Origin of the sequence: Paraburkholderia phymatum STM815, assembly GCF_000020045.1 — a bacterium.
GTDB lineage: Bacteria > Pseudomonadota > Gammaproteobacteria > Burkholderiales > Burkholderiaceae > Paraburkholderia > Paraburkholderia phymatum.
Map to the genome: position 1 here is coordinate 1,035,690 of NC_010622.1, position 11,990 is coordinate 1,047,679.

At 63.7% G+C, this 11,990-nt stretch carries 10 protein-coding genes; 6 read left to right on the top strand and 4 right to left on the bottom strand.

Annotated elements, in window-relative coordinates; genetic code table 11:
- The first annotated feature begins 8 nt into the window (after positions 1–8).
- The 4 genes from thrC (at position 9) to moaE (ending at position 3,855) form a co-directional block, all read left to right on the top strand.
- Positions 9–1,457 carry a threonine synthase gene (gene thrC, locus BPHY_RS04725; protein ID WP_012400340.1) on the top strand — a complete coding sequence of 483 codons (1,449 nt, stop codon included), beginning with the start codon at positions 9–11 and terminating at the stop codon, positions 1,455–1,457.
- Between the two features lie 329 nt (positions 1,458–1,786).
- The gene (locus BPHY_RS04730; protein WP_041763739.1) at positions 1,787–3,025 is read left to right on the top strand and encodes a molybdopterin-binding protein; all 1,239 of its coding nucleotides are present in this window, start codon (positions 1,787–1,789) and stop codon (positions 3,023–3,025) included.
- Between the two features lie 63 nt (positions 3,026–3,088).
- Complete coding sequence (gene moaD / locus BPHY_RS04735; protein ID WP_012400342.1) at positions 3,089–3,346, top strand: molybdopterin converting factor subunit 1; 258 nt, start codon at positions 3,089–3,091, stop codon at positions 3,344–3,346.
- Between the two features lie 32 nt (positions 3,347–3,378).
- Positions 3,379–3,855, top strand: a complete 477-nt coding sequence (gene moaE / locus BPHY_RS04740; protein ID WP_012400343.1) for a molybdopterin synthase catalytic subunit MoaE — start codon at positions 3,379–3,381, stop codon at positions 3,853–3,855.
- 108 nt (positions 3,856–3,963) lie between these two features.
- Here moaE and BPHY_RS04745 read toward each other — a convergent pair whose 3' ends face one another.
- Positions 3,964–4,521 (bottom strand): group III truncated hemoglobin, encoded by a 558-nt coding sequence (locus BPHY_RS04745; RefSeq protein WP_012400344.1) that lies wholly within the window; start codon positions 4,519–4,521, stop codon positions 3,964–3,966.
- Positions 4,522–4,758: 237 nt separating this feature from the next.
- Here BPHY_RS04745 and BPHY_RS04750 point away from each other — a divergent pair, with 237 nt between their 5' ends.
- Together BPHY_RS04750 and clpB are read left to right on the top strand one after the other, a co-directional pair.
- On the top strand, positions 4,759–5,256 hold the full coding sequence (locus BPHY_RS04750) for an Rrf2 family transcriptional regulator (RefSeq protein WP_041763293.1): 498 nt from the start codon (positions 4,759–4,761) through the stop codon (positions 5,254–5,256).
- A 275-nt stretch (positions 5,257–5,531) separates the two neighbouring features.
- Complete coding sequence (gene clpB, locus BPHY_RS04755; protein ID WP_012400346.1) at positions 5,532–8,129, top strand: ATP-dependent chaperone ClpB; 2,598 nt, start codon at positions 5,532–5,534, stop codon at positions 8,127–8,129.
- A 140-nt stretch (positions 8,130–8,269) separates the two neighbouring features.
- Here the strand turns inward: clpB and BPHY_RS04760 are convergent, their stop codons facing one another.
- The 3 genes from BPHY_RS04760 to pbpC form a co-directional block, all read right to left on the bottom strand.
- Positions 8,270–8,713 (bottom strand): YidB family protein, encoded by a 444-nt coding sequence (locus tag BPHY_RS04760; protein ID WP_012400347.1) that lies wholly within the window; start codon positions 8,711–8,713, stop codon positions 8,270–8,272.
- A gap of 131 nt (positions 8,714–8,844) precedes the next feature.
- Complete coding sequence (locus tag BPHY_RS04765) at positions 8,845–9,405, bottom strand: ComEA family DNA-binding protein (RefSeq protein ID WP_012400348.1); 561 nt, start codon at positions 9,403–9,405, stop codon at positions 8,845–8,847.
- A gap of 225 nt (positions 9,406–9,630) precedes the next feature.
- Positions 9,631–11,988, bottom strand: coding sequence for a penicillin-binding protein 1C (gene pbpC, locus BPHY_RS04770; protein WP_012400349.1), 2,358 nt, complete (start codon positions 11,986–11,988; stop codon positions 9,631–9,633).
- Positions 11,989–11,990: the final 2 nt, after the last annotated feature.

An 11,990-nucleotide genomic window follows, 5' to 3' on the forward strand; every position in this document is an offset into this window, starting at 1 on the left:
GCAAGCTCATGAATTACATTTCCACGCGCGGCGCCGGCATCGGCGAGCGCCACACGTTCTCCGACATCCTGCTCGGTGGTCTAGCGAAGGATGGCGGCCTGTATCTGCCGAACGAATATCCGCAGGTCACGACGGATGAACTCGCCCGCTGGCGCACGCTGCCGTATGCGGATCTCGCGTTCGAGATTCTGCACAAGTTCAGCGACGACATTCCCGCCGACGACCTGCGCGAGCTGACGCGCCGCACGTACACGGCGCAGGTGTACTGCAACGTGCGCGACGAGGAGAACGCCGCGCAGATCACGCCGCTCAAGACGCTCGGCGTCGAAAACGGCGCGCCGCTGTCGCTGCTGGAACTGTCGAATGGTCCGACGCTCGCGTTCAAGGACATGGCGATGCAACTGCTCGGCAATCTGTTCGAGTACACGCTCGCGAAGCACGGCGAGACGTTGAACATTCTCGGCGCGACGTCGGGCGATACGGGCAGCGCGGCCGAATACGCGATGCGCGGCAAGAAGGGCATTCGCGTGTTCATGTTGTCGCCGCACAAGAAGATGAGCGCGTTCCAGACGGCGCAGATGTACAGCCTGCAGGACCCGAACATTTTCAACATCGCCGTCGAAGGCGTTTTCGACGATTGCCAGGACATCGTCAAAGCCGTGTCGAACGATCACGCGTTCAAGGCACAGCAGAAGATCGGCACGGTCAACTCGATCAACTGGGCGCGCGTCGTCGCACAGGTCGTGTACTACTTCAAGGGCTATTTCGCGGCCACGAAGCGTAATGACGAGCGCGTGTCGTTCACGGTGCCGTCGGGCAACTTCGGCAATGTGTGCGCGGGCCATATCGCGCGCATGATGGGCTTGCCGATTGAAAAGCTGGTCGTCGCGACCAACGAGAACGACGTGCTCGACGAGTTTTTCCGCACGGGCATTTACCGTGTGCGCAAGTCGTCGGAGACGTATCACACCAGCAGCCCGAGCATGGACATTTCGAAGGCGTCGAACTTCGAGCGCTTCGTGTTCGATCTGCTCGGCCGCGATCCGAAGCGCGTGCTGCAGCTATTCCGCGATGTCGAAGAGAAGGGCGGTTTCGATCTGCAGGCGAGCGGCGATTTCGCGCGTGTGAAGGCATTCGGCTTCGTCTCGGGACGTAGTAGCCACGACGATCGCGTCGACACGATCCGCGACGTGTTCCAGCATTACGACACGATGATCGATACGCATACGGCCGATGGTGTGAAGGTCGCGCGTGAGCATCTGCAGGCGGGCGTTCCTATGGTAGTGCTGGAGACTGCGCAGCCAATCAAGTTCGGCGAGACGATTCGCGAGGCGCTGGAGCGTGAGCCGGAGCGTCCGGCCGCGTTCAGTGGGATTGAAGATTTGCCGCAGCGGTTCGAAGTGCTGGCGAATGACGCGGAGCGTGTGAAGGCATTCGTTGCTGCGCATACGCGTTGATTTTTGTCTGCGACGCGGTCGCCGTTTTGGTTTTTTGCGGTTTTTTTGCGCTGGCATCCGCGTTTCGTTTCTGGTTTGCCGGGGTTGCTCCTGTGCGGGGCAACGCCAGCAAACCAGAAACGCGGATGCCAGCAAAAACCGCCGCTGCCGGCGAAGACACAAAAACGAGAGACCGCGCGCACCGCGCAGGCGCACGAAAACCCGAAACCGCGCCCACCGCCAAAGGGCCCCCCTCCCGTTACAATGATTCTTTCCGAATCGCTCCGGATCGAATGATGTCCACACCCACGCCTCCGACGCCTCCGGAACAGGCAGCGCCCCGCGCGCCCATGCTCTCGACGGCAGATGCGCTCGCGACACTGCTCGGCGCCGCCGTGCAGATCCACGGCACCGAAACGCTGCCGACCCTCGATGCGACCAACCGCGTGCTGGCCGCCAACGTCGTCTCGCCGCTCGATGTGCCGCCAATGAATACGAGTTCGATGGACGGCTACGCGGTGCGCGTCGCTGAACTGTCGCAGGGTGAGCGGCGTCTGATCATTTCCCAGCGGATTCCGGCGGGCCACGCACCGCAACCGCTCGCCGAGGGCACGGCCGCGCGCATTTTCACGGGAGCGACGGTGCCAGCCGGTGCCGATGCCATCGTGATGCAGGAACAGACGGAAGCGGCTGGCGACCAGGTGACCATCCTGCACACACCGAAGACGGGCGAGTGGATCACTCAACAGGGCGCCGACATCCGCAAAGGCGCGACGATCCTGCCCGCCGGCACGCGGCTCTCGCCGCAGGCGCTCGGGCTGGCGGCGTCCGTCGGCTGTGCACATCTCGAAGTCGTGCGGCGGGTGAAAGTCGCCGTGTTTTTCACGGGCGACGAACTGACGATGCCCGGCGCGCCGCTCAAGCCGGGCGCCATCTACAACTCAAACCGCTTCACGTTGACGGGTTTGCTGCACAAGCTCGGCTGCGATGTGACCGACTACGGCATCGTGCCCGACAAGCTCGACGCGACGCGCGACACGCTGCGCGAAGCCGCGCAGGCGCACGACCTGATCCTGACCTGCGGGGGCGTCTCCGTAGGCGAGGAAGATCACGTGAAGCCCGCTGTCGAGGCGGAAGGGCGGCTGTCGATGTGGCAGATCGCCATGAAGCCGGGCAAGCCGCTCGCATTCGGCGCGGTTCGCCGTGCGGCCACACAGGGCGACGCCGGCACGCCGGGCAATGCCGGCGAAACGTTCTTCATCGGTCTGCCGGGCAACCCCGTGTCGACGTTCGTCACGTTTCTGCTGTTCGTGCGGCCATTTCTGCTGCGGCTCGCGGGCGTCCGCACAGTCACGCCGCGCGCGCTGTCGCTGCGCGCTGATTTCACGCAGCAGAAGGGCGACCGCCGCAATGAATTCCTGCGCGCACGCGTGAATGCCGCCGGAGGCCTCGACCTGTTCCCGAACCAGAGTTCGGCGGTGCTGACGTCGACCGTCTGGGGCGACGGGCTGATCGATAATCCGCCGAATCATACGATCAGCGCCGGCGAGACCGTGCGCTTCATCCCGTTCTCCGAACTGCTGAACTGAATGTGCAGTCACACGCGAGCCGCGATTGAACCTGATTAAACGCCTTTGAGGCCGCTACCGACGATGAAGATTCAGTTGAAATATTTTGCGAGCGTGCGCGAAGCACTCGGCCGCTCCGACGAAGCAGTGGAGGTGCCCGAAGGCATCGCCACTGTCGGCGACGTACGCGCATGGCTGCGCGCACGCGGCGGCGCGTGGGCCGAAGCGCTTGCGGAAGGCCGCGCGCTGCGCATGGCATGCAACCACGTGATGACGGACGCGGGCACGCGTATCACCGACGGCTGCGAAGTCGCGTTTTTTCCGCCCGTGACGGGCGGCTGACAAAGGGCCGCAAAGGCAGCGAGGAACTGACGATGACCGTGCGCGTTCAGACTGAAGATTTCGACCTGTCGACGGAAGTGGCCGCGTTGCGCGCACAGAATCCGAAGGTGGGCGCCGTTGCGTGCTTCGTCGGCACGGTGCGCGACATCAACGAAGGCGAAACCGTCGAGACGATGGAACTCGAGCATTACCCCGGCATGACCGAGAAATCGCTGGAAGCGATCGTCGATGCGGCGCGCGAGCGCTGGCCCGGCACTGAGGTGCTGATCGTGCATCGGGTCGGCAAGCTGCAGCCGCTGGACCAGATCGTGCTAGTTGCGACGACGTCGAAACATCGCGGGAATGCGTTTGCGTCGTGCGAATTCGTGATGGACTACCTGAAAACCCAAGCGCCGTTCTGGAAGAAAGAGAAAACCGAAAGCGGCGAACGCTGGGTCGACGCGCGCGTGGCGGACGAGCAGGCACTGGCACGCTGGGGACTTGAATCCCTGAATTCGAAGGCGGATTAAAGTTATTCGTTGAACGCTTCAACAAATAACGGCGGCTCTATTATCGGTCCCCTTTGTTAAATCCCGATTGCTGAACCGCAATTGTTAAATTGGCGCCGTTAGTCCCGCTCAATCATCCCGCGATTTTCCGATAATTTTTGCTGGAAAGGGCTCGCCACGCGGGCGAGCGTGCTCGGCGGCATCGTCGTCGCGAGGGCGGCGGCGCGGCGCGATGCGCTCCAGTAGCGCCTGCTGCTCTGCCGGAATCGGGTAGTCCCAGCCGAATTTGCTCAACTGCAGACTCTGTGCGATGCGCAGCGCGGGTTCCATGAACCGGATGGCCGCCACGGGCTCATAACGCGACTCTACCGTGTCGAGAAACAGATACAGCCAACGGCTGAAATGGCGCGGCTCGAGGCCCTCCAGCGGCATGTGCGCCTGCTGCACGTTGCCTCGGTATTGCTTTGCACCCAGCACCAGCGAGCCCCAGAACACGCACATTTTCGGCAAATGCTCGTCCCAGCGTCCCACGAGCTTCTTCTCGAAGACGGGACCGATCAACGCATCCGCGCGCACGCGGTCATAGAACGCATAGACGAGCTCGCGGATATTGTCGTCGCTGGGCTCGGCGTACCGCGTGGCGAGACGTTCTGCGGCGGAAATATCGGAGGAAATGTCTGACTTCATACCTGGAACAATAGTGAGTCACGCGTAATACGCCAGCGCGAACAGGGAAGCGCGATTAATTAGTTCAGAAAAAAATGCGCTTCAACGAAAGTTACCGTTTATAGTTACGCGAAATAACGAGATAAATGCGGCAATAAGATGTGTTTTAAAAGCATGTTATTGCGCACTGCAGTACAGGCGTTAGTGGAGCTGGCGTGAACATTCCGCATGCCGTCTCCGTCGCGATGTTGCCTTTCAATGAGACTCACAGACTATACCGATTACTCGCTGCGCGTGTTGCTTTACCTCGCAGTCCGCTCCGAAGGACTGGCAACGATACAAGACATCTCTGATGCCTATGGCATATCCAAGAACCACCTGATGAAAGTGGTTCAGCGGCTCGCCGAACTCGGCTGGGTCGAGACGGTGCGTGGACGCAACGGCGGCTTGCGGCTGTACGAGCATTCGTCGTCGTTGACGGTCGGCGAGGTGGTGCGGGCCACCGAGAGCGATTTCGCGCTTGTCAGCTGTCTGAACGTCGCCGATGCGAGCGGCGCACATCGCGAGTGCGTCATTCAGTCGCACTGCCGGCTCAAGAGCATCCTCGAATCGGCGCGCGATGCGTTTTTCCGTGAACTCGACAACTACACGATTCGCGACATCGCCGAGCCTGCCTCGCCGTTGATTTCGCTGCTCGGACTCAAACCATCAGCCGTCGTCGTGCCGATCGTGCCCGTCGTGTCGACGGGCACATAGGCCAACGGAGCGGGCGCCCCGGCCCCAAGCCCGCACGCCCCGAGAATCACGCGCGTAAGGCGGGCTGCCTCGCTGCCCTCGCTGCTCGCCCCCGCTGCTGTCGTCCTTCCGCCCGGCCATGTGCCGGGCTACACTCACCTTTACCTCTGCATCGCCTTCATGCTCCGCGCGATCGTGCGGACCGCGTGCACATCCTCTCTTCTTCGCGCAAAAAAGCGCTTGAAACCCAAATAAAACGCCTCATTTTGGTGGTAATCGAAATCGGAGGTCGCTTGATGAGAATCGACAAACTCACCACTAAATTCCAGGAAGCGTTGGCCGACGCGCAGAGCCTGGCCGTCGGTCATGACAATCAGTACATCGAGCCTGTGCATCTGCTCGCCGCTCTTGTCGCGCAGCAGGACGGCTCCGCGCGTTCGCTGCTGGCACGCGCCGGCGTTCATGTGCAGGCGCTGCAAACCGCGCTGAACGACGCCATCACGCGGCTGCCGCAAGTGCAGGGCACGGACGGCAACGTGCAGATCGGGCGCGATCTCACGGGTCTGTTGAACCAGGCCGACAAGGAAGCACAGAAGCTCAACGACACCTACATCGCGAGCGAAATGTTTTTGCTCGCTGTCGCTGACGACAAGGGCGAAGCCGGGCGCCTCGCGCGCGAGCACGGCTTGTCGCGCAAGTCGCTCGAAGCGGCCATCGTCGCCGTGCGCGGCGGTGCGCAGGTGCACAGCCAGGACGCTGAAAGCCAGCGCGAGGCGCTGAAGAAATACACGATCGATCTGACCGAGCGCGCTCGGGCGGGCAAGCTCGACCCGGTGATCGGGCGCGACGACGAAATCCGCCGTTCGATCCAGATCCTGCAGCGCCGCACCAAGAACAACCCGGTGCTGATCGGCGAGCCGGGCGTCGGCAAGACGGCGATTGTCGAAGGTCTCGCGCAGCGCATCGTCAACGGCGAAGTGCCGGAAACGCTAAAGGGCAAGCGTGTGTTGTCGCTCGACATGGCGGCGCTGCTCGCCGGCGCGAAGTATCGCGGCGAGTTCGAAGAACGGCTGAAGGCCGTGCTGAACGACATCGCGAAGGACGAAGGGCAGACCATCGTCTTCATCGACGAAATTCACACAATGGTCGGTGCCGGCAAGGCCGAAGGCGCGATGGACGCGGGCAACATGCTGAAGCCGGCGCTGTCGCGCGGCGAACTGCATTGCGTCGGCGCGACCACGCTGGACGAATATCGCAAGTACATCGAAAAGGATGCCGCGCTGGAGCGCCGTTTTCAGAAAGTGCTCGTCGACGAACCCAGCGTGGAAGCAACCATCGCGATCCTGCGCGGCTTGCAGGAACGTTATGAACTGCACCACGGCGTCGACATTACCGACCCCGCCATCGTCGCCGCGGCGGAACTGTCGCATCGCTACATCACCGACCGTTTCCTGCCGGATAAGGCGATTGACCTCATCGACGAAGCCGCGTCGAAGATCAAGATGGAAATCGACTCGAAGCCCGAGGAGATGGACCGGCTCGACCGTCGGCGCATCCAGTTGAAGATCGAGCGCGAAGCCGTCAAGAAGGAGAAGGACGAAGCGTCACAGAAGCGTCTACAACTGATCGAGGAAGAAATCCAGCGGCTAGACCGCGAATATTCGGACCTGGAAGAAATCTGGACGGCGGAAAAAGCCGCCGTGCAGGGCAGTGCGCAGCTGAAGGAAGAGATCGAGAAGACGCGCGCGGAAATTACGCGTCTGCAACGCGAAGGCAAGCTCGAAAAGGTCGCCGAACTGCAATACGGCAAGCTGCCGCAACTCGAGGCGCAACTGAAGGCGGTCACGAAGGCCGAGGCGGAAGAGCAGAATAATCCGACGCGTCCGCGTCTGTTGCGCACGCAGGTCGGCGCCGAGGAAATCGCCGAAGTCGTGTCGCGCGCAACGGGCATTCCCGTGTCGCGGATGATGCAGGGCGAGCGTGAGAAGCTGCTGCAGATCGAAGAGAAGTTGCATCAGCGCGTGGTCGGCCAGGATGAGGCGATCAGTGCGGTGGCCGATGCGATCCGCCGCTCGCGTGCCGGCCTGTCGGATCCGAATCGTCCGTATGGCTCGTTCCTGTTCCTGGGGCCGACGGGCGTCGGCAAGACGGAACTGTGCAAGGCGCTCGCGGCATTTCTCTTCGACGCGGAAGACCATCTCATCCGCATCGACATGAGCGAGTTCATGGAGAAGCACAGCGTCGCGCGTCTGATCGGCGCGCCGCCGGGCTATGTGGGTTACGAGGAAGGCGGCTATCTGACGGAAGCGGTGCGTCGCAAGCCGTACAGCGTGATCCTGCTCGACGAAATCGAGAAGGCGCATCCTGACGTCTTCAATGTGCTGCTGCAGGTGCTCGACGACGGCCGCATGACGGACGGCCAGGGCCGCACGGTGGACTTCAAGAACACGGTGATCGTGATGACATCGAACCTCGGCTCGCACGTCATTCAGTCGATGGTCGGCGAGCCGCAGGAAGCCGTGAAGGACGCAGTCTGGGAAGAAGTGAAGCTGCATTTCCGGCCGGAATTCCTGAACCGGATCGACGATGTGGTCGTGTTTCATGCGCTCGATCGGGCGAACATCCAGTCGATTGCGAAGATTCAGCTGGAACGGGTGCACGAGCGGCTTGCGAAGCTCGACATGCAGCTGGTCGTATCGGAGGCCGCGCTGGAGCTGATCGGCAAGGTCGGCTACGACCCGTTGTTCGGCGCGCGGCCATTGAAGCGTGCAATCCAGCAGGAGATCGAGAACCCGGTCGCGAAGCTGATTCTGGCCGGCAAGTTCGGGCCGAAGGACGTGATTCCCGTCGAAGTCGAAAACGGCAAGCTGGTGTTCGAGCGGGTGGTGCACTGATCATTCACGGGAGCGGAGCGTCGAAAGCAGACGCTTCGTTCCGGATGAAAAGCAAAAGGGCAACGAAGCGATTCGTTGCCCTTTTTTTCACGCACGGCGTTTCAGCCGCCGTACAACAGGTGCACGAAGAACCTGGACGCTCACGCGTTCTTGTTGCCAAACATGCCCGCGATCTGTCCGAGCGCGCCCAGCGCACCGGACAGGCCGCCTGCGTCGACCTGCCCATTGGCGGGCACTTCGCCGTTCGGCGTCGCGGTGTTGACGACGTGCGGCAGCACTTGCGACAGCAGGCCCGCCACCATCGACGGCTCCACGCCGACCTTCGCCGCGATGTTCGACACGGCCTCCGAGCCGAGCACGTTATGCAGCGTGTCGGCGGCGATCGGCTGGTTTTCGCCCGTCCCCACCCAGGAGCTGATGACATCGCCCGCGCCGTTCTGCTGGAAGCGCTGGATCAGGCCGTTCAGGCCGCCTGGCTGGTTGTTGATGAATTCGAGCGCGGCGCCGATCAGCGCGGCCTGGCCACCGCCTTGTGGCGATTGGCCGCCGCCCAGCATGGAACCGAGGGAGTCGAGTAGGCTCATGGCAATCTCTCTTGAGAAGCCGGCGCGTCGCGCGTCAGGCGTGCGCCGGCAGGGAACGAAACGCCGCGCGAAGCGCGGCACCGATGATCGTGAGGAAGTGCGGCCGCCAGCCGCTGACGGACTGCGCGTTCTTATGCGCCCGATGCAGCGGACGCAGCCTTGCTCTTCTTCGCTTTCTTCGACTTCGAAGCGGTCGTGTCCGACGCCGTCGCGGGCGCCGATGGCGCAGTAGCAGCGGGCGCCGATGCGGCAGCCGCGTCGGTCTTGCTCTTCTTGGACTTCGATGCTTTCGCGCCCGATGCGGCGTCGGCGGATGTGGTTTGCGTCGTCGTTTGCATCGGGTTTTGCGTCGTGGTTGCAGCAGGCGCGGGCTTCGATGTCGCCGCAGCCGTCGGTTTGGCCGGCGCGCCTGACGGCGGTGCCGACGAGCCGTTGATCGTCAGGCCCGCCGCTTCGAGATTCTTCACCGACTTCTGGCCGATACCCTTGACCCGGTTGGCGAGATCGTCGGCGTCCTTGAACGGGCCGTTCTTCGTGCGTTCGTCGATGATCGCTTTCGCATGGACGGGCCCGATGCCCTTGACCGATTCGAGCGCGGCCTGGTCGGCCGTATTGACTTCGACGGCGGCCGCCAATCCCGCTGACAGCGACAGCACGAGCGCAACGCACAGTATCAACAGCTTTTTCAACATGGCAATCACTCCATTGAGGGCAAACAGGTAGCCGGAACGGACGACGCTTTCATTTGAGCAAGCACTGCGTTCAAGCATAGGACAATTTACTGTCCGGTTTAACCGGGCGGCGCGCGACGTTGCGCGAATCGGGCGATTTATACCGTTTGAATCGTGACAACACAATGCAGGCTCACCAAATTTAAAGCTTCTGCGCGATCGCTGTGCGGTCGGGCGCAGCGGATCTCAGCGGGCGTTGGATGGCGTGACGCCGTGGTGCGGTGTGTCGGATTTCGTACCGCCCGGCAACGCGGTCTCGCGCGCCGTCGCACCGCGGACGTCGAAATGCACCGAATCGGCGCTCATGCCGTCCGCGTCGACGAGTTCGAGCACATGGCGCCCGGGCCACGGCAGCCACAGCACGCGCTCGTCGCCGCCGAGCGGCTTGCCGTCGAGTCGCCAGCGGCTGCGCGAGGACGAGCCGCTCGCGCGCTCGAACACGATGCGCTGGCGCGCGGCGGGGATGTCGGGATCGAGCGCGAACAGCGTGCCGTCCGTGGGGGAAGCGATGCGCGGTGCGGCGTTTGCCGATGACATCGCCCGCCCTGGCGTTGTTACGCGTGAGACGGCGGGCGCGCGATCCGCCGGCCCGGCATTCGCGGCAAGCCCCACGATAGGCGTTTGGGTGCCGCTGACAAACCACTCGTTGCGTGCGGGCTCGATATTGCCGTCGAAGGTGACGCGCGTTTGCACGACGCCCGCAGGCGCGCGCGGCGCGACGCTCGGCACGCGCCGGTGCAGATAACCGACGACGGCCGCCCAGATGGGCGCGGCGCCCGTGACGCCGGACACGTCCCACATCGGCTGGCCGTCCGCGTTGCCGACCCACACGCCGACCGTGTAGCGCGACGTATAGCCGACCGTCCAGTTGTCGCGCATATCCTTGCTGGTGCCCGTCTTCACTGCCGAGAAAAAGCGCGTCGCGAGCGGGCTGTCGAAGCCGAACGTGCGCGTGCGCGCGTTGTTGTCCGACAGCACTGTCGCGATGATGTAGCTCGCATCGCTGCTGAACACGCGTTGCTGTGCCGCAGGCGAGAGCGGGCGTCGCACGACATCGACGGTCGGCGCGGCGACGCCGCCATTTGCCAGCGCGCGATACGCATTGGTCAGCGACAGCAGGGTCACGTCCGCGCTGCCTAACGCGAGCGAATAGCCGTAGTAGTCTCCGCTTTGGTCGAGCGGCAAGCCGAGCGCGGTCAACGTTTTCGCGAAGCGGTGCGGCGTGAGCATCACCAGCGTGCGCACGGCGGGCACGTTCAGCGACGAGCCAAGCGCTGTGCGCACGCTCACCCAGCCCTTGAAGTCCTTGTCGTAGTTCTGCGGTATGTAGAGGCCGCCGCCTGCCGGAAGATCGAGCGGCGCGTCGTCGAGCAGCGACGCCGTGGTGAGCCGCCGTTCGTCGATGGCCTGCGCATACAGGAACGGCTTGAGCGTCGATCCGGCCTGGCGGCGCGCGAGCACGGCATCGACATCGCGCGCGTCCGACAGCGCGCCCGACGAGCCGACCCATGCGAGTACTTCGCCCGTCGCATTGTCGAGCACGACGATGGCGCCGTCGTGGACATTGCGCGGATGCGCGGGCGCATTGAGTTCGACGAGCGTGCGCGTGAGCGTGTCGCTGGCGAAACGCTGCAGCTTCGCGTCGAGCGTGCTGGTCACGCGCGCGCCCGCTACGGGATGCGTTTCGCTCGCGATGCGGCGCGCGAGGTGCGGCGCGAGAATCGGCGCATCGGGGGAGACGGACAGCAGCACGGGAGCAGGGCGCGCGAACGCGAGCTGAACGAAAGCGGCGAGACGGGCACAGCGTTCGGGTGCCTGCATGTCGCGCAGGATCCGGCACGCGCGCTCGCCGACCTTCGCGTACGACGCATTCGGCGCACGGATCAACGCGGCGGCGATGGCGGCCTCGCGCTCGTCGAGACCGGATGGCGCCTTGCCGAACAGCGTGATCGACAGCGCCGACAGGCCGATCGTCTCGCCGCGAAACGGCACGAGGTTCAGATAGGCTTCGAGAATCTGGTCCTTGCGCCACGCGTGTTCGAGCCACAGCGCGCTCACGGCCTGATTGGCCTTCTGCGCGATCGAACGCTGCCCAGACCGTTCGCGGTCGTCGTTGAGCAGGCCCGTCAGCTGCATCGTGACGGTAGACGCGCCGCGCGTGCGCGTGTTCCACAGGTTCGCCCATGCAGCCGCCGCGGCGCCGCGCCAGTCGACGCCGCTATGCTCGTAGAAGCGCTTGTCCTCCGACACGACGATCGCTTCGCGCAGCGCGGGCGACACATCCGCGAGCGCGACCCAGTCGCCGCGCCGCTCGGTCCGGTCGATACGCGTACGCTGCAGCGGCACCCCGTCGCGAGACAGCAGCAGCCAGTCGGAGCTGCGCCATTGCGTGCGGACGTCGTCGAAGGTCGGCAGTGCGTGCGCCGCGAGCGGTTCGCCGACCCATAAAATACAAAGCACGATGCGCACGATGCGCACGAACGCAACGAACCCGCGCCGCGCGAGGGGAGCATCGCAGTTCATCGCTTTCGTGGATGCTCGCATCG